The sequence below is a fragment of the Pseudoalteromonas sp. CNAT2-18.1 genome (assembly GCF_022347865.1).
GTDB lineage: Bacteria > Pseudomonadota > Gammaproteobacteria > Enterobacterales > Alteromonadaceae > Pseudoalteromonas > Pseudoalteromonas ruthenica.
The window spans coordinates 13,696-30,988 of the sequence record NZ_JAKRFR010000007.1 but is presented as its reverse complement, the minus strand read 5'-3'; the positions used below and the strand labels follow the sequence as shown (position 1 = coordinate 30,988).

Here is a 17,293-nt window from a genome sequence, read left to right as displayed (position 1 = left end):
ACTAGGTGAGAAGAAATAATTCAGTGATATTTAAATGAATAGATTATGAATGTGAAAGGAAGGGGCTGTTAGCTACAGAGCCACTGTAAAAGAAACTGCTTAAAACACGGCGTGGCAGCAGGTATACTGTGAGCAATAAAACCGCACTCAAAGCAGCAGAATCTAACCTCATTATGCAAAAATACGACTTACAAACCTTTCAGGGCCTTATCCTAGCGTTACAGGATTACTGGGCACAGCAGGGCTGTGTTATTGCACAGCCTTTTGATCTAGAAGTGGGCGCAGGCACGTTTCATCCACTCACCTTTTTAAAAGCCGTTGGCCCAGAGCCAATGTCGAGTGCGTATGTGCAGCCTTGTCGCCGTCCTACCGATGGCCGCTATGGTGAAAACCCTAATCGCCTACAGCATTACTATCAATTTCAGGTAGTTTTAAAGCCGTCTCCGGACAATATCCAAGACCTATACTTGGGCTCACTCGCTGCATTGGGAATTGACACACTTAAGCATGAAGTCCGTTTTGTTGAAGACAACTGGGAATCGCCAACTCTGGGTGCTTGGGGATTAGGATGGGAAGTGTGGCTAAATGGCATGGAAGTCACGCAGTTCACCTATTTCCAGCAAGTAGGGGGGCTTGAGTGTGCGCCAGTAACCGGCGAAATCACCTATGGTCTTGAGCGTTTAGCCATGTATATTCAAGGTGTGGACAGTATTTACGACCTCGTGTGGGCTGACGGCCCGATGGGCAAAGTGACCTATGGTGATGTTTTCCACCAAAACGAAGTAGAGCAGTCGAAATACAATTTCGAACATGCCGACGTTGATGCGCTATTTAAGCAATTCGACCAGTGCGAAAAGGAAAGTCAAAAACTCATAGAAGCAGAGTTGCCATTACCAGCTTATGAGCAAGTGATGAAGGCATCGCACGCATTCAACCTTCTCGATGCACGTCACGCTATCTCAGTGACAGAGAGACAACGTTATATTCTGCGCGTTAGAGCCTTATCTAAAGCCTGCGCAGAAAGTTACTACGCGGCGCGTGAAGCGCTCGGATTCCCGCTGTGTAAGGATTAAGAATACCTATGTTACAACAGAATCTTTTAGTTGAAATTGGTACTGAAGAGTTACCACCGAAATCACTGCGCACACTTGCAGAAGCCTTTGCTGATGCATTAACCGCACAACTGGACGAGCTTACTCTCGGGCACCAAGGTGTGCAGTGGTATGCGTCGCCTCGCCGGTTGGGGTTGATGGTGTTGCAACTGGACGAAAAACAACAAGACAAAGTGGTCGAGAAGCGTGGCCCAGCAGTCAAGGCTGCGTTTGACGCCGATGGCAACCCAACCAAAGCGGCATTGGGTTGGGCTCGTGGCTGTGGTATTGAAGTCAGTGATGCGGAGCGCCATACCACCGATAAAGGCGAGTGGTTACTACACAAGGCCAATGTTCCTGGTCAAGCGGTACAAGAGCTGATTGTTGACGCCGTAGCTAAGGCATTAACTAAACTACCTATCCCTAAACCTATGCGTTGGGGAGCTAACAAGACTCAGTTTATTCGCCCGGTACACACCGCGACCATTTTCTACGGTGCAAGCTTAGTTCAAGGTGAAATTCTTGGTAAAACGATCGGTAACGAGCTTCAGGGGCATCGCTTCCATCACCCAGAGAAAGTCGCTATTCATCACGCCGATGAGGCGCTAGTTAAGCTGAAGGAAGCCTACGTTGTCGCGGATTACGAGGCGCGCAAAGCGATGATCCGTAATCAAATTGATGCCGCAGCAGCAAAAGTGGGTGCCCAGGTTGCGATGGATGAAGAACTATTAGAGGAAGTGACCTCGCTGGTTGAATGGCCGGTGACGTTAACCGCCTCCTTTGAAGAAGAGTTCTTGGATGTGCCAGATGAAGCACTGATCTACACCATGAAAGACGACCAAAAATACTTCCCACTGCTTGATAGCAATGGCAAGCTGATTAATAAATTCTTATTTGTTTCCAATATTGAGAGCAAAGACCCAAGTGTAGTGATCTCTGGAAATGAGAAAGTAGTGCGCCCACGTTTGGCTGATGCACAGTTCTTTTATGAGGCAGATAAAAAGAAAACATTGGAAAGCCGCTTAGCGTCTCTTGATTCCGTGTTGTTCCAAAAACAACTAGGTACCCTGAAAGATAAATCAGAGCGAATTAGTGCGCTATCAGGCTACATTGCTGAGCAATTGAGTGCCGATAAAGCCTTAGCAGAGCGGGCCGGTTTACTAAGTAAAACCGACCTGATGACAGAGATGGTGATGGAGTTCACAGATGTTCAAGGCGTGATGGGGATGCATTATGCACGTCATGACGGCGAGCATGAAGATGTCGCCAATGCCATGAACGAGCAATATATGCCGCGTTTCTCTGGGGATGAATTACCACATAGCACTATCGCTTGTGCTGTGGCTCTGGCAGACAAGTTCGACACCTTAGTGGGTATTTTTGGTATCGGCCAAGCTCCGAAAGGTGACAAGGACCCATTTGCCCTGCGTCGTGCAGCAATTGGCGCGCTTCGGATCATGGTAGAGAAGCAACTACCTTTAGATGTGCTTGATATTATCGCCAAAGCACAGCAACTGTTTGCTGATAAGCTCAGTAACAGTAATGTCGCTGAGGATGTATTTGATTTCCTCCTAGGGCGTTTCCGTACTTGGTATCAAGAGCAGGGTATTGCCGTTGATGTAATCCAGGCTGTGTTGGCGCGTCGACCTTCTAAACCCCTTGATTTCGACCTGCGTGTAAAGGCGGTAAGCCATTTCCGTAGCTTAGAGCCTGCAGAAGCGCTGGCAGCGGCAAATAAACGAGTGGGTAATATCCTCAGCAAAAATGACATCAAGGAAGTCGGTGCCATTGATAAAGCGTTACTTCAAGAGCCTGCCGAGCAGACTTTGGCTGAGCAAGTAGCGGCCTATCAAGCGAAGTTATCGCCATTGTACGAACAGGGCGATTATCAGCAGGCATTAAGTGAATTGGCGAATATACGTCAAAGTGTTGATGCCTTTTTCGATAACGTAATGGTGATGGCTGACGATGATGCCGTTAAGAACAATCGCTTGGCGCTATTGTCACAATTACAATCGCTGTTTCTGCAAGTTGCTGACATTTCTGTTTTACAGAAATAGTGAGTATTTTTCATAGTGATAGTAAAAGCCAGCATTAAGCTGGCTTTTTTATTGAAGCCTTTGCACTAATTTCTTAGACTGGAGAAAAGTGCGCTTAAAGTGGAAACAAATAATAATGACAAAGCAAATTCCGTTACTCGTTTCAGCCTTACTATTGGGGGCTTGCTCAAGCTCAGTGACTATCGATGATATCGTGCCTGCTGAGGAAGTGAAAAAGCCGTTATTCTTGCGTGGCGATTTCTCGTTGTGGGATGCACAGCCAGAGTATCAAATGCAACGAGTGGCGCCAGCCATCTATGAGACCAAAATTCGCTTCTCTACGCCGGGGAAGGCCTATGAGTTCAAAATAGCCGATGCCCAGTGGAGTGCTGGTTATAATTGCGGTTATCTTGACGAAGCGCTCGATAAAACGTTAGAGCTTGGCCTACCAGTTCAAGCAGACTGCAACAGCGTCTACAACTATTTTAGTTTTACGCCAGAGGAGAAAGGTTGGTACAAAGTGTCTATCAATTTCTCTCGCTTTAAAAAGCCCTTGGTAACAGTCAATCAAGTGTTTGAATAAGGCCTACTGCCCTTTTCTGATCAAATACTGATACGGGGCTTGCTCGGTTTTCTGGGCCACCAAGGTGTGGTCCATAAAACGACAAAAACTGGGAATATCACGAGTCGTTGAAGGGTCATCAGCGGTGATTAGCAGGGTCTCGCCTTGGCGCATTTTGCGCACGGTGCCGCGCACCATCATCACCGGTTCGGGGCAACGTAGGCCCATGGCGTCAAGAACATGGTCAGCTTGGTCAAAGTTCATTGGTGTCGTTGCCTTAGAATAAAAGCGCTAGTTTACCCAAACTTTAGATAAGAAAAAAGGCGGGAGCAATAATGCTTAACCCGCCTTTTTGTCACCAAGCTGATGTGGCTATGGACGTTCGAACACCGTAGCAATACCTTGGCCTAAACCAATACACATGGTTGCAAGGCCGTATTTAGCGTCCTTATCTTCCATAATATTGATAAGCGTGGTGCTGATCCGTGAACCAGAGCAACCCAATGGATGCCCAAGTGCAATTGCACCGCCATTTAGATTCACTTTTTCATCGACCTTATCCAGTAGACCTAAGTCTTTAAGCACTGGTAAAGACTGCGCTGCGAATGCTTCATTAAGCTCAGCAACCTCAATATCATCAATGCTGATACCTGCCTGCGCCAATGCCTTCTTAGTCGCAGGGACCGGACCATAACCCATGATTGATGGATCGCAGCCGGCGACTGCCATTGACTTAACACGAGCACGAATTGGCAAGCCTAGCTCTTTAGCTTTTTCTTCACTCATAACCAACATGGCAGAAGCACCGTCAGACAACGCTGAAGATGTGCCTGCAGTGACGCTACCCGAGGCCGGGTTAAATACAGGACGAAGCTGAGATAAACCCTCGACGGTGGTTTCTGGACGAATAACTTCATCATCTTCAACCAAGGTCAATGCACCACTTTCATCATGGCCTTCCATCGGTAGGATCTCGCTTTTAAAGCGACCCTCTACTGTGGCTGCATGAGCGCGTTGGTGTGAGCGAGCGCCGAACTGGTCCTGTTGCTCGCGGCTAATACCGTGCAAGGTGGCAAGATATTCAGCGGTTAGTCCCATCACACCTGCTGCTTGAGCTACAGAAGTAGCGAGCCCAGGGTGGAAATCATTACCATGGGTCATTGGTACATGGCCCATATGCTCCACACCCCCGATAAGGTAAGTGTCGCCGGCACCGGTCATAATTGCGCGTGCCGCATCATGCAACGCTTGCATTGATGAGCCGCATAATCGGTTTACAGTGACTGCTGGCACTGTGTGTGGAATACCCGCCAACAGTGCGGCGTTACGGCCGACGTTAAAGCCTTGTTCTAAGGTTTGCTGTACGCAACCCCAGTAGATGTCGTCTATTGACGCAGGATCCACAGCAGGGTTGCGCTCTAATAGGCCTTTCATCAAGTGGGCACTAAGGTCCTCAGCACGCTTGTGGCGGAATACGCCATTTTTTGAGCGGCCCATAGGTGTACGAATACAATCAACGATGACAACATTATTCATGATTATTGTCCCTCCACTTGATAAAACACGCGGCCTTGCTCGGCCCATTGACGTGTTTGGTCAGATACTTGGTAAATCGCACCAAGGTGTGCGTACTTATCGGCAGTTGCTACAAAGTTAGCCAGGCCGACTTGGTCTAAATAGCGGAATACACCGCCTCTGAACGGCGGGAAGCCAATACCATATACCAACGCCATGTCTGCTTCTTGTGGTGAAGCAATGATGTTTTCTTGTAGGCAAAGCAGTACTTCGTTGATCATCGGCACCATACAGCGGTCGATCATTTCCTGCTTATCAACGTCTTTCTCACTGTCGCTCAGCGTTGATAGTAACTTTAATGCCTCGTCATCATGGCTCTTCTTCAAACGGCCACGGCGATCAGGGGCATAGCTGTAGAAGCCTTTGCCATTTTTCTGACCGTAGCGTTTAGCTTCTGCAAACACGGCGACCGGATCTTTCTCTTGGCGAGCCATACGCTCAGGGAAGCCTTCAGCCATCACGCCAGTGCAATGGAAGGCGGTATCAATACCCACCACGTCTAGTAGGTAGGCGGGCCCCATCGGCCAACCAAAGACATTTTCCATGACTTTATCGATTTTTGCGAAGCTGATTCCTTCGCTGACCATTTTGCTGAAGCCAGCAAAGTAGGGGAATAGCACACGGTTTACGAAAAACCCAGGGCAGTCATTCACAACGATGGGCGACTTACCTAGCTTAAGGGCATAGTCGACTACAGCGTTAACGGTATCTTCTGAGGTTTTCTCGCCACGAATCACTTCTACCAAAGGCATCTTTGGAACGGGGTTGAAAAAGTGCATACCGCAGAATTTTTCAGGTTTCTCTAGCGCTGTGGCAAGTTCATCAATACGAATGGTCGACGTGTTTGACGTTAGTACAGCATTGTCACCTAAGGTCTTCTCAAGGTCGCTTAATACTGCTTTTTTCACCTTCGGATTCTCAACCACGGCTTCAACTACGATATCAGCACTTTGCACATCCGCATCGTTAAGAGTCGGTTTGATTTTTCCTAGTACGCCGACCATCTTATCCATGTTCATATGGCCGCGTTTTACTTTTTTACCAAGTAGCTTTGCTGCCTCGCCCATACCTAAGTCGAGAGCATCTTGGTTAATGTCTTTCATGACAATAGGTGTGCCTTTGTAGGCTGACTGGTAAGCAATACCGCCGCCCATAATGCCTGCACCTAGTACCGCAGCTTGGTTGATGGTGACACTACTCCCCTTGGCTTGCTTTTTAGCTTTGCCTTTAATGAACTGATCGTTCAAGAAAATACCGGTTAGCGCAGCAGCTTCATTGGTTTTAGCCAGCTTGGCGAAGTTGGCATTTTCTACTGCCATGGCTTCGTCGCGACTCATATTTGCGGCTTCTTTAATGGTTTTCACTGCAAGCACTGGCGCTGGGTAGTGGCCTTTAGTTTTGCCCATAACCATGCCTTCGGCCATGGCAAAGCTCATACCTTGCTCTACCTTATTCATCTTCAATGGCGCTTGTTTTGTTGCGCGGCGCTTTTGCCAATCAAGCTTACCCGCAATGGCTTGCTCGAGCATGTTGATACATGCATCAACAAGCGCGTCATCAGCAACCACAGCATCAAGTGCACCTACTTTTAGTGCATCATTGGCGCGGTTTTCCTGACCCGTAGTGATCCAAGTCATGGCATTGTCTGCACCGATGATACGAGGTAAACGCACGGTACCACCAAAGCCTGGCATGATACCCAGTTTGGTCTCAGGTAAACCGATCTTAGCTTTGCTGCTACCAACACGGAAATCGGTCGCCAGAACCCACTCACAGCCACCGCCAAGAGCCATGCCATTGATGGCACTGATAGTAGGGAAAGGTAAGTCTTCTAAAGCATCAAACACATCGGTTGCGTTTTTAATCCAGCTTACAAGCTCTTGCTCTGGTCTTTGGAAAGTGGGTAGGAATTCAAAAATATCAGCACCAACGATGAAGTGATCTTTATCGCTGGTAAATACCATGCCTTTAATGTCGTCACGTTGACGTAATTCTTTGATGGCCTCTAAGCAGTCGTTTAAGGTTTGTTGAGATAGTTTATTCACTGAACCAGGTACAGTGAACTTAAACTCAGCAATTTGGTCCTTTATAAAAGAGACTACAAAGGAATCGCTCTGAAATATCATGGGTATCTCCCTTTGTTTCATGTGAAACTGGTACGATGAGTTGGGTTTTCGATCAGTGTCGCGTCTTTAATCCGAAAATGCAATGAAAATTTCCGGCTAAAATTTACATTCGGTTAAAAATTAACGCTGATACGAGATGCGACCAAAACACGTATAGATGCGGTTACTAAAGGTCAAAACTCATCCATTAATGTAGTACAGTTAAGATGGTTCGTTGAACCAATAATGGTAACGTGCCTTTTTGAGCATTTTTAGTGTTATTCCGTTACCTGTGTTTCGCGCGATAAAACGTAGGATTATCATGAAACGATTTATACATGTGTTACTGGCTGCATCCCTACTGCACGCCTCCAGTGCTTCTTTAGCCAGTGACAATGACGATTTTTTAGAGGCGGAAAAGGTGGCCTGGTCAGGCAACTATAAAGAGTTTAAGCGCCTTAATAGCCAACTCGATCACCCTCTTAAGCCTTATGTAGAGATGGCCTTTTATAAACGCCATCCGCAGTTAAAATATCAAACAGAAATAGAGCGCTTTTTGAGCGTGTACCAAAATACTCCCCTCGAGTGGCCGGTGCGTCGAGCTTGGCTTAACTACCTAGCTAAAAGAGGGCGAAAAGCCGACTTTGTTGCTAACTACCAACCCACAAGCGATGCGCAGTTAAAGTGCCAGTACCTAGATTTTCAATTGCAACTAGGCGCCCCTGAGCGAGCAATATTAGCGCAAGTTGCTGATCTCTGGGTGGTAGGGCAATCTCAACCGAAACAGTGTGACTCCTTATTCGCTAAGTGGCGTGATGCTGGGATGCAAACTCCACAACGGGTATGGCAACGGGTAGGGTTGGCAGCACGAGAGGGCGAACACCACTTGCTGCGCTACCTGAAAACGTTGCTACCGAATAATGAGCGTTATTTAGCTGATTTATATTCTGCGGTGCGCAAAGACCCCAGTGCTGCAGCAGGGTTGTACCGGTTCAAAAACAAAAGCAGCAAAGAAGCGGAAATTGCCCATTATGGCGTTAAGCGTTTGGTATGGCGAGATCCGGAACTAGCGATTCGAGCATGGACCAAACTCGATAACATGTTCACTTTTACCGACGAGCAACGTCGGGAAATTAACTATGCTTTTGCTTATGCATTGGCGGTAAAACAACATGATGAAGCGAAATTTTGGTTAAATAAAGTGCCCGATGCGGGCCATGATAAAAAGCTAATGCAGTGGCATCTGGCAAATATGCTCAGAGAGCAAGATTGGCCAGGGATATCAGCTTACTTCACTAATAAAACCAATCTCAGCAATGGCCATAAATACTGGCTCGCATACAGCTATTTTCGTCAAGGGCGGGCACAAGAGGCCCAAAATATATGGCTGCCGCTGGCACAACAACGAGACTATTATGGCTTTCTTGCTGCCGCACGCTTGGACCAACCGGTTAACCTCAATAGTAAACAGTTGATGTTGCCGCCTGGGTTGAAGGAAAAGGTGGCTCAGGCGCCAGGCTTCAAGCGCGCCAAACGTTTGCATGAACTGAAGCGCTACACCAGCGCGCGCAGGGAATGGAATTACCTAATAGATACGTCAAGTGAAGCGGAGAAACTAGCGGCTTCGGTATTAGCCGGTGAACAAGGCTGGCATGACAGTACCATCTTTACATTAGCGCGTATAAAGGCTTGGGATTACGTGGATTTACGCTTCCCTGATGCATTCACCGACTTATTTAAGCGCTATAGCCGCCGCAACAAGGTGGATATGGATTGGAGTATTGCGATTGCTCGGCGTGAGAGCTCTTTTGCTCCAGATGCCCGCTCTCGGGCCAACGCCCGGGGCTTAATGCAGCTTCTTCCTAGTACCGCGAAGTACATTAATCGTAGTACCGTGTCTTCACGGCGTTTGTACGAGCCCAGCACTAATATCAATTTGGGCACCAAGTACCTCAAGTACTTAGAGGGTAAAACTAATGGCAACCAAGTGCTAGCAACAGCGTCTTACAATGCGGGTTATCACCGTGTACGTAAATGGTTACCGGATCAAGCTATGCCTGCGGAGCTGTGGATTGAATTGATCCCGTATCGGGAAACGCGTGACTATGTCAAAAATGTATTTGCTTATCGGCAAGTATACCTTACTAAACAAGGCAAAAATGAAAACATCCTAGCGTCTATTCTTGATATGCGCATAGGTGGTTAGCCGCACAGCTGGCGGCTGTGATAGACTGCAGTTAATAATATTTAGCAAAGTGGGTGATACATGAATAAATTAGCGGTGTTATACGCTGAACATATTGCAACCTTGCAAAAGCGCACGCGCGAAATTATCGAACGCGAAAACCTAGACGGCGTTGTTTTCCATTCTGGCCAAGCGAAGCGCCAGTTCTTAGACGATATGTACTACCCGTTTAAGGTGAATCCACAATTTAAGGCCTGGTTGCCAGTGATAGATAACCCACATTGCTGGATTGTCGCGAATGGCACTGATAAGCCAAAGTTGATTTTCTATCGCCCTGTGGACTTTTGGCACAAGGTCCCCGATGAGCCGAATGAGTATTGGGCTGACTACTTTGATATTGAACTGCTGGTGAAACCGGATCAGGTAGAAAAGTTACTACCCTATGATAAGGCGCGATTTGCATATATTGGCGAATACTTGGAAGTCGCTCAAGCTTTGGGTTTTGAGCTGATGAATCCGGAGCCGGTAATGAACTTTTATCATTACCACCGTGCCTACAAAACGCAGTACGAACTTGCTTGTATGCGTGAGGCGAATAAAATCGCTGTACAAGGTCACAAAGCTGCGCGAGATGCGTTTTTTCAAGGCAAGTCCGAATTTGAAATTCAACAAGCCTACCTGTTAGCGACGCAACACAGCGAAAATGACACGCCTTACGGCAACATTGTGGCGCTAAATGAAAACTGCGCCATTTTGCACTACACGCACTTTGATCGTGTTGCTCCTGCTACCCATCGTTCTTTTTTGATTGACGCTGGTGCCAACTTCAATGGTTACGCAGCCGATATTACGCGAACCTATGACTTTACTGGTGAAGGGGAGTTTGCTGAGCTAGTTGCCACCATGAAGCAGCACCAAATTGCACTATGTAACCAGTTGTCGCCTGGCAAGTTGTATGGTGAGTTACACCTTGATTGTCACCAACGTGTGGCGCAAACACTGAGTGACTTTAACATCGTCAACTTATCGGCCGATGAGATTGTTGCCAAAGGCATTACCTCAACGTTCTTCCCACATGGTTTAGGCCATCATATTGGTTTACAAGTACATGATGTGGGTGGTTTTATGGCTGACGAGCAGGGCGCACACCAAGAGCCGCCTAAAGGTCACCCATTCCTGCGTTGCACGCGTAAAATTGAATCGAATCAGGTGTTTACCATTGAACCTGGGTTGTACTTTATTGATTCCTTGCTCGGTGATTTGGCAGCGACAGATAATAATCAGCATATTAATTGGGACAAGGTCGCAGAGCTTAAGCCTTTCGGTGGTATTCGTATTGAGGACAATATCATTGTTCATGAAGACAGCCTTGAGAATATGACTCGCGAGCTAGAGCTCGATTAACCACCCATTCACTGCGGGGCCGAAGTGCTCCGCAGTTTGCTATCAATGATCCTGCCGTTATGTCTGAATACTCATACCCTAGTGAGCCCTTAAGTTACGAAGAAGAAATCAAAAAGAGCACCTTTATTGTGCATGTGACGCACACGCCGGATATTAGTGCGGCGAAGGACTTTATCGCCGATATTAATCGCCGTTACCCCGATGCCCGCCATAACTGCTGGGCTCATGTAGCAGGGGCTCCAGGAGGCAGCCATGTGTATGGCTTTTCCGATGATGGCGAGCCCAATGGGACTGCTGGCAAACCAATGCTGAATGTACTTCAAGGCAGTGGCCTTGGCGAAATTTGTGCTGTGACAACGCGTTACTTCGGTGGTATTAAGCTTGGGACCGGTGGGTTGGTTCGTGCCTATGGTGGTACGCTTAATAACGCGCTGGCGCAACTAGTTACCCAGGTTAAGGTGCCTAGTGTGGTACTCATTGGCGACAGTGACTATGCTCTACAGGGAGTCATAGAGCAAAGGTTGCAAACTCACTATCAAGTCCTTGATATTGAGAAGCAATATGATAGCGCCATTCGTTGGCAGATATGTATTGATGAGCGCCAAAGCGATGCAGCGATAAAAGATATCTTTGATTTAAGCCACGGTACTGTTGAGTTAAAAATAAAACAGTAAGACAATAACATGCAAACAAAAGTCACGGCGATGCGCTAGATGCAATACCGCACGATAATAAAAATACTGGGCCAGCTGGTGGCGTTATTCAGCATCACTATGGTGCCGCCAGCCTTGGTCTCACTAATATACAAAGATGGTGGCGGTTTACCTTTTATTCTCGCTTTTGTCTTTAGCGTCATTGCTGGCTTAATTGCCTACTACCCCAACCGTAATGAGCATGGAGATTTAAAGGCTCGGGAAGGCTTTTTAATTGTGGTGTTGTTTTGGCTGGTGCTAGGCTCGTTCGCATCTTTACCGCTGATTTTTCTAGATGCACCCAAGTTATCAATGGCAGACGCCGTATTTGAGGCGTTTTCTGGGCTGACCACTACCGGTGCGACTGTACTTACAGGCATAGAATATTTACCTAAGTCGGTGCTTTTCTATCGCCAGCAATTACAATGGCTGGGCGGTATGGGGATCATCGTACTTGCCGTTGCCGTGCTCCCTATGCTTGGCGTGGGTGGGATGCAGCTGTACCGTGCTGAGACGCCAGGGCCGGTGAAAGATTCAAAAATGACACCACGAATTGCCGATACGGCAAAACACCTGTGGTATATCTATGTGTCGCTTACCTTAGCTTGCACGCTGGCTTATTGGGTTGCGGGAATGAATTGGTTTGATGCGATTTGTCATGCCTTTTCAACCATAGCCATTGGTGGTTTCTCTACCTATGATGCGTCGATGGGGCACTTTGATAGCCCCGTGATTAACCTGATCTGTGTGGTGTTTTTGCTAATTGCGGCAATCAACTTTTCACTGCACTACGCAGCGGTGGCCAGTCGTAGTGGCAAAGTTTATTTGCGCGACCCTGAGTTTAAAGCATTTTTTCTGATTCAAGTGGCACTCATCATTATCTGTTTCGCAGTGCTTTCCTCTAATAACATTTACGCCAATGGTGATGAAACGCTTGACCAGGCGATGTTTCAGGCCGTTTCCATCAGTACCACCGCCGGTTTTGCGACCGATAACTTCTCCGCTTGGCCGCTGTTTCTACCTATGCTGCTGATCTTTTCCAGTTTTATTGGTGGTTGTGCGGGCTCCACAGGCGGGGGAATGAAAGTAGTGAGGGTGTTTTTACTTTACTTACAAGGTATCCGAGAGCTTAACCGTTTGGTCCACCCGCGTGCCATCTATTCGATTAAGCTAGGTCGTAAAGCCCTGCCAGATAAGGTTGTGGAGGCGGTATGGGGCTTTTTCTCTGCCTATGCCTTGGTGTTTGTAATTATTATGATCAGCCTGATGGGGACGGGGCTAGATAATATCACTGCCTTCTCGGCGACCGCTGCCTGCCTTAATAACCTGGGTCCAGGGCTGGGTGAAGTAGCCGCTCACTATGGTGACATTAGTGATAGCGCAAAGTGGATCCTGACATTGGCAATGGTCTTTGGCCGGTTAGAGATATTTACTCTCCTCGTGCTGTTTACCCCAACATTCTGGCGTGGGTGAGGCACGGTCGCTTGCGACAGCGAGTGACTTAACGTCACTCGTTGAGGGCCGAACGCGAAGGCGTGGATGCCTGAGCCGGGCGTCGCTTCAGGATGAATTCCTGCCACCATGCTATCCCTTTTCTATCTCGTGGCAGTGACTTAACGTCACTCGTTGAGGGCCGAACGCGAAGGCGTGGATGCCTGAGCCGGGCGTCGCTTCAGGATGAATTCCTGCCACCATGCTCTTCCTTTTCTATCTCGTGGCAGTGACTTAACGTCACTCGTTGAGGGCCGAACGCGAAGGCGTGGATGCCTGAGCCGGGCGTCGCTTCAGGATGAATTCCTGCCACCATGCTCCCTTTTCTATCTCGTGGCAGTGACTTAACGTCACTCGTTGAGTGGCGTTGAGGCGTGGATGCCTAGCGTAGGCACTCAATTGTTTTTTTATCTCTTCTGTATTTCTTTTTGTCCTAAATTCCACCTCTTTACTGAACCAAAGATGCGTTGTTGCTAAAAAGCAACACAGCGCTTGGTGTGCAGTTGGGGCTCAATAAAAATCCCCTTACAAATAGTTATTTAAATTATAAGTTTTTGAATTTTATATAAATAAACATAAAAAATAATTTATGAGAATGATGGCATTACACTTTCATTCAGTTAAAAGTCACCTTCAGCTCAATCCTGGCAGGTAATTGGCTGAATTCAAGGTGAGAAGTTGCAAAATAACCTATTGAAAAATATAGATATTGTCTTTTAAGCCTGAACTGTGTCGCAAAAGGGCAACAGAAAAACATAGTGTAACGGCTCTTAACTCCCCTGATTTACATATATCTCCATGATAAATAGTGCTTTTTTAATGTTGGCACCGGACTTGTAATAGTCAGGGTGAGTTTAAAACGCAGTAGCAATTAGCACAGAACGTTACTGACACAGATTTCAACAAGTAAAGAAGGATATTGAGTATGAAACGCATGACTTCAACTTTAGCACTTATCACTTTAGCAGCTTCAAGCGCAGCGTTTGCAGCAGATTTCTCTACTTTAGATGCAGACGGCAATGGCGCTATCAGCAAGCAAGAAGCAGCAGTGGATGCAGAGCTTAGCAAACACTTCGACAAGCTAGATACCGATGGTAACGGTGAGCTGTCAAAAGAAGAGTTTGAACAAGCTTAAGCGCTTAGTTTAAACATCAATTTCAGATTTTAGTTTTCAGTCCAGAAGGATACTTATTATGAAACGCATGACTTCAACTTTAGCACTTATCACTTTAGTAGCTTCAAGCGCAGCATTTGCAGCAGATTTCTCTACTTTAGATGCAGACGGCAATGGCGCTATCAGCAAGCAAGAAGCAGCAGTGGATGCAGAGCTTAGCAAACACTTCGACAAGCTAGATACCGATGGTAACGGTGAGCTGTCAAAAGAAGAGTTTGAACAAGCTTAAGCGCTTAGTTTAAACATCAATTTCAGATTTTAGTTTTCAGTCCAGAAGGATACTTATTATGAAACGCATGACTTCAACTTTAGCACTTATAACTTTAGCAGCTTCAAGCGCAGCGTTTGCAGCAGATTTCTCTACTTTAGATGCAGACGGCAATGGCGCTATCAGCAAGCAAGAAGCAGCAGTGGATGCAGAGCTTAGCAAACACTTCGACAAGCTAGATACCGATGGTAACGGTGAGCTTTCAAAAGAAGAGTTCGAGCAAGCTTAAGCGCTATTCGCTCTTTCTCACGCACTTTATTTCCATTAAGAGGGATTTGTTATGAAAGGTATGACGTCAACAATCGCATTTGTCACTTTAGCTGCATCAAGCGCTGTATTTGCAGCAGATTTTAACGCACTTGATGCCGACGGCAATGGCGCTATCAGTGTTCAAGAGGCCTCTGTCGATGCCGCTCTAATGGAGCAGTTCGATCAACTCGATACAGATGGCAACGGTGAGCTCTCAAAAGCAGAGTTCGAAAAAGCCGAGTAACCCAATTATTTACCAAACAAGGTAAGGAGCAAGTTATGAAAACCATGAAACACACAGTCGCATTAATGGCACTTGTAGGCGCATCTTCAGCTTTCGCACTGGATGCAGATTTCAACACTATCGATGCCGACGGCAACGGCGCTATCAGTATGGAAGAGGCGTCTAAGTATCCTGAGCTTATGAGTCAATTTAAAGACTTGGATACTGACATGAACGGTGAGTTATCTGAGCAAGAATTTGCTAAAGCGCAGTAACGACTGCGCAACACCGGACAACACCACACAGTAAAGAGGATACATTATGAAAAATTCGACAAAAGCAGTCGCTATCGTAGGTTTAGTAAGCGCATCATCAGCATTCGCATTGGATATGGACTTTAACAGTGTAGACGTAGATAGCAATGGCGCTATCAGCATGGAAGAAGCGTCTAAGTATCCAGAGCTAATGCAGCAGTTCAAGGATTTGGACGCCAATAAAGACGGTGAGCTGAGCGAAAAAGAATTCGCAAAAGCTGAGTAATTTAACGCCAACTAAGAGGAGAGCGTGATGAAAACGACTAACACACTACTTGCTATGGCGATTTTGGCTTCTTCTGCAACAGCTATCGCAGGTTCTACTTTTGATACATTGGATGTCGACGGTAATGGCAGCATCAGCAAGGAAGAGGCAAGTGCAGATGCAGCGATTCTAACTAAATTTGATGAGCTTGATATTGATGGAAATGGCGAGCTATCTAAGGAAGAATTTGCTCACGCTGAGTAAATACCCAGACCCATTAGAGCAACGCAAAAGCAGTCTTAGTCCACCCACTAAGGCTGCTTTTTTATGTTTTACAGAAACATTGCGCTGACCTGGAAGAGCTTCTCAACCACATGAATGTGTTTTTTATCTATCAAGAACATAATGACATGGTCACCACTTTGGATCACTGTATCATCATGGGCTATCAGTACGTCATCATTGCGCACGATAGCGCCAATAGTGGTCCCTGCAGGTAGTTTAATTTCAGAGATAGCTCTGCCTACCACTTTAGAGGTGTTCTCATCACCATGGGCTACGGCTTCAATTGCCTCTGCCGCGCCTTTACGTAACGAGTAAACATTGACGATGTCACCGCGTCTTACGTGAGTCAGCAGGGCTGAAATGGTCGCTTGCTGTGGTGAAATAGCAATGTCAATTTCGCCGCCTTGCACCAAGTCAACATAGGCGCCACGTTGAATGAGCACCATGGTTTTTTGCGCCCCCATACGTTTTGCCAACATCGCTGACATAATATTGGCTTCGTCGTCATTGGTCACTGCAATGAATACATCGACTTGCTCAATATGCTCTTCTGATAGCAGCTCCTGATCAGACGCATCACCACAAAAAACCACAGTATCATCGAGCATTTCAGATAGTTGCTCAGCTCGTTGTGGGTTACGCTCCAGCAGCTTAACGCTATGGTTTTTTTCCAACGAGCGGGCCAAGCCAGCACCAATGTTACCGCCACCGGCGATCATGATCTTCTTATAAGAACGCTCAAGCTTTTGCAGTTCACTCATTACCGCACGAATATGCTTGGTTGCGGCAATAAAGAAGATCTCATCGTCGGCTTCGATCACTGTGGTGCCCAAGGGTTTGATAGCCTTGCCTTGGCGGTAAATTGCAGCAACACGAGTCTCTACATTGGGAATGTGTTCTTTCAATGCTGATAGCGCATAACCAACGAGTAAACCGCCATAGTAGGCTTTGACTGCGACCAGAGACAACTTGCCATCGGCAAATTGCAGCACTTGTAAGGCGCCCGGATAATCAATAAGGCGGCGGATGTACTTGGTAACAAGTTGCTCAGGAGCGATATAGTGGTCCACCGGCAAATCGTCATTATGGAACAACTGCTGACGATAGCGCAGGTATTGCTCCGAGCGAATACGGGCAATCTTGGTGGGGGTATTAAAAATACTGTAGGCCACTTGGCAGGCCACCATATTGACTTCATCGGAGCTGGTGACGGCAATAATCATATCAGCATCTTCAGCGCCGGCCTTGCGCAAAATATCGGGGTGAGCACTGTGCCCAGTGACTCCTTGCAGGTCATATTTGTCCTGTAGCTCGCGCAAGCGATCGCCATCAATGTCGACAACGGTGATTTCGTTCTGCTCGCCGACAAGGTTTTCAGCCAGTGTTCCGCCGACTTGCCCCGCGCCTAAGATGATAATTTTCATTGCTATA

18 protein-coding genes are annotated in these 17,293 nt (G+C 47.0%); 14 read left to right on the top strand and 4 right to left on the bottom strand.

Annotation, left to right across the window (positions count from 1 at the left end):
• Window positions 1-173: 173 nt before the first annotated feature.
• From glyQ to MHM94_RS15750, 3 genes are all read left to right on the top strand, one after another.
• The gene (glyQ, locus tag MHM94_RS15760; protein ID WP_026111100.1) at window positions 174-1,073 is read left to right on the top strand and encodes a glycine--tRNA ligase subunit alpha; all 900 of its coding nucleotides are present in this window, start codon (window positions 174-176) and stop codon (window positions 1,071-1,073) included.
• 8 nt (window positions 1,074-1,081) lie between these two features.
• Window positions 1,082-3,151 (top strand): glycine--tRNA ligase subunit beta, encoded by a 2,070-nt coding sequence (glyS, locus tag MHM94_RS15755; RefSeq protein WP_138548728.1) that lies wholly within the window; start codon window positions 1,082-1,084, stop codon window positions 3,149-3,151.
• A 109-nt stretch (window positions 3,152-3,260) separates the two neighbouring features.
• Window positions 3,261-3,713, top strand: a complete 453-nt coding sequence (locus tag MHM94_RS15750) for a hypothetical protein (RefSeq protein ID WP_026111099.1) — start codon at window positions 3,261-3,263, stop codon at window positions 3,711-3,713.
• 3 nt (window positions 3,714-3,716) lie between these two features.
• Here MHM94_RS15750 and tusA read toward each other — a convergent pair whose 3' ends face one another.
• The 3 genes from tusA to fadB all read right to left on the bottom strand — a co-directional run bounded on the left by tusA (window position 3,717) and on the right by fadB (window position 7,393).
• Entirely contained in the window at window positions 3,717-3,956 is a 240-nt protein-coding gene (gene tusA / locus MHM94_RS15745) for a sulfurtransferase TusA (RefSeq protein WP_022944865.1), read from the bottom strand.
• Window positions 3,957-4,064: 108 nt separating this feature from the next.
• Window positions 4,065-5,228 carry an acetyl-CoA C-acyltransferase FadA gene (gene fadA, locus MHM94_RS15740; protein ID WP_235420047.1) on the bottom strand — a complete coding sequence of 388 codons (1,164 nt, stop codon included), beginning with the start codon at window positions 5,226-5,228 and terminating at the stop codon, window positions 4,065-4,067.
• Between the two features lie 2 nt (window positions 5,229-5,230).
• Window positions 5,231-7,393 (bottom strand): fatty acid oxidation complex subunit alpha FadB, encoded by a 2,163-nt coding sequence (fadB, locus tag MHM94_RS15735; protein WP_235420048.1) that lies wholly within the window; start codon window positions 7,391-7,393, stop codon window positions 5,231-5,233.
• A gap of 301 nt (window positions 7,394-7,694) precedes the next feature.
• On the opposite strand from fadB, the gene MHM94_RS15730 reads away from it, so the two are divergent.
• The 11 genes from MHM94_RS15730 (at window position 7,695) to MHM94_RS15680 (ending at window position 15,841) form a co-directional block, all read left to right on the top strand.
• Window positions 7,695-9,578, top strand: coding sequence for a transglycosylase SLT domain-containing protein (locus MHM94_RS15730; RefSeq protein ID WP_235420049.1), 1,884 nt, complete (start codon window positions 7,695-7,697; stop codon window positions 9,576-9,578).
• Window positions 9,579-9,638: 60 nt separating this feature from the next.
• Entirely contained in the window at window positions 9,639-10,961 is a 1,323-nt protein-coding gene (gene pepQ, locus MHM94_RS15725; protein WP_235420050.1) for a Xaa-Pro dipeptidase, read from the top strand.
• A gap of 59 nt (window positions 10,962-11,020) precedes the next feature.
• Window positions 11,021-11,635: a YigZ family protein gene (locus tag MHM94_RS15720; RefSeq protein WP_235420051.1), complete on the top strand. Its 615-nt coding sequence runs from the start codon at window positions 11,021-11,023 to the stop codon at window positions 11,633-11,635.
• 39 nt (window positions 11,636-11,674) lie between these two features.
• Window positions 11,675-13,126 (top strand): TrkH family potassium uptake protein, encoded by a 1,452-nt coding sequence (locus tag MHM94_RS15715; RefSeq protein ID WP_151172237.1) that lies wholly within the window; start codon window positions 11,675-11,677, stop codon window positions 13,124-13,126.
• Between the two features lie 943 nt (window positions 13,127-14,069).
• The gene (locus tag MHM94_RS15710) at window positions 14,070-14,279 is read left to right on the top strand and encodes an EF-hand domain-containing protein (protein WP_022946908.1); all 210 of its coding nucleotides are present in this window, start codon (window positions 14,070-14,072) and stop codon (window positions 14,277-14,279) included.
• 58 nt (window positions 14,280-14,337) lie between these two features.
• Window positions 14,338-14,547, top strand: coding sequence for a calmodulin (locus MHM94_RS15705; RefSeq protein WP_235420052.1), 210 nt, complete (start codon window positions 14,338-14,340; stop codon window positions 14,545-14,547).
• A gap of 58 nt (window positions 14,548-14,605) precedes the next feature.
• A complete protein-coding gene (locus MHM94_RS15700) occupies window positions 14,606-14,815 on the top strand; it encodes an EF-hand domain-containing protein (protein ID WP_022946908.1) in 210 nt (69 codons plus the stop codon).
• A gap of 51 nt (window positions 14,816-14,866) precedes the next feature.
• Entirely contained in the window at window positions 14,867-15,079 is a 213-nt protein-coding gene (locus MHM94_RS15695) for a calmodulin (RefSeq protein WP_022946909.1), read from the top strand.
• A 35-nt stretch (window positions 15,080-15,114) separates the two neighbouring features.
• Window positions 15,115-15,333, top strand: a complete 219-nt coding sequence (locus tag MHM94_RS15690; RefSeq protein WP_022946910.1) for a calmodulin — start codon at window positions 15,115-15,117, stop codon at window positions 15,331-15,333.
• Between the two features lie 46 nt (window positions 15,334-15,379).
• On the top strand, window positions 15,380-15,598 hold the full coding sequence (locus tag MHM94_RS15685) for a calmodulin (RefSeq protein WP_022946911.1): 219 nt from the start codon (window positions 15,380-15,382) through the stop codon (window positions 15,596-15,598).
• Window positions 15,599-15,625: 27 nt separating this feature from the next.
• On the top strand, window positions 15,626-15,841 hold the full coding sequence (locus tag MHM94_RS15680) for an EF-hand domain-containing protein (protein WP_022946912.1): 216 nt from the start codon (window positions 15,626-15,628) through the stop codon (window positions 15,839-15,841).
• A 68-nt stretch (window positions 15,842-15,909) separates the two neighbouring features.
• Here the strand turns inward: MHM94_RS15680 and trkA are convergent, their stop codons facing one another.
• Window positions 15,910-17,286: a Trk system potassium transporter TrkA gene (gene trkA, locus MHM94_RS15675; RefSeq protein ID WP_022946913.1), complete on the bottom strand. Its 1,377-nt coding sequence runs from the start codon at window positions 17,284-17,286 to the stop codon at window positions 15,910-15,912.
• Between the last annotated feature and the right edge of the window lie 7 nt (window positions 17,287-17,293).

Coding starts and splice junctions, on each gene's coding strand:
- glyS (WP_138548728.1), top strand. CDS start 1,082: ATGTTACAACAGAATCTTTTAGTTGAAATTGGTACTGAAGAGTTACCA.
- MHM94_RS15680 (WP_022946912.1), top strand. CDS start 15,626: ATGAAAACGACTAACACACTACTTGCTATGGCGATTTTGGCTTCTTCT.
- fadB (WP_235420048.1), bottom strand. CDS start 7,393: ATGATATTTCAGAGCGATTCCTTTGTAGTCTCTTTTATAAAGGACCAA.
- MHM94_RS15730 (WP_235420049.1), top strand. CDS start 7,695: ATGAAACGATTTATACATGTGTTACTGGCTGCATCCCTACTGCACGCC.
- MHM94_RS15705 (WP_235420052.1), top strand. CDS start 14,338: ATGAAACGCATGACTTCAACTTTAGCACTTATCACTTTAGTAGCTTCA.
- MHM94_RS15710 (WP_022946908.1), top strand. CDS start 14,070: ATGAAACGCATGACTTCAACTTTAGCACTTATCACTTTAGCAGCTTCA.
- trkA (WP_022946913.1), bottom strand. CDS start 17,286: ATGAAAATTATCATCTTAGGCGCGGGGCAAGTCGGCGGAACACTGGCT.
- MHM94_RS15715 (WP_151172237.1), top strand. CDS start 11,675: ATGCAATACCGCACGATAATAAAAATACTGGGCCAGCTGGTGGCGTTA.
- tusA (WP_022944865.1), bottom strand. CDS start 3,956: ATGAACTTTGACCAAGCTGACCATGTTCTTGACGCCATGGGCCTACGT.
- MHM94_RS15695 (WP_022946909.1), top strand. CDS start 14,867: ATGAAAGGTATGACGTCAACAATCGCATTTGTCACTTTAGCTGCATCA.
- glyQ (WP_026111100.1), top strand. CDS start 174: ATGCAAAAATACGACTTACAAACCTTTCAGGGCCTTATCCTAGCGTTA.
- pepQ (WP_235420050.1), top strand. CDS start 9,639: ATGAATAAATTAGCGGTGTTATACGCTGAACATATTGCAACCTTGCAA.
- MHM94_RS15720 (WP_235420051.1), top strand. CDS start 11,021: ATGTCTGAATACTCATACCCTAGTGAGCCCTTAAGTTACGAAGAAGAA.
- MHM94_RS15690 (WP_022946910.1), top strand. CDS start 15,115: ATGAAAACCATGAAACACACAGTCGCATTAATGGCACTTGTAGGCGCA.
- fadA (WP_235420047.1), bottom strand. CDS start 5,228: ATGAATAATGTTGTCATCGTTGATTGTATTCGTACACCTATGGGCCGC.
- MHM94_RS15700 (WP_022946908.1), top strand. CDS start 14,606: ATGAAACGCATGACTTCAACTTTAGCACTTATAACTTTAGCAGCTTCA.
- MHM94_RS15685 (WP_022946911.1), top strand. CDS start 15,380: ATGAAAAATTCGACAAAAGCAGTCGCTATCGTAGGTTTAGTAAGCGCA.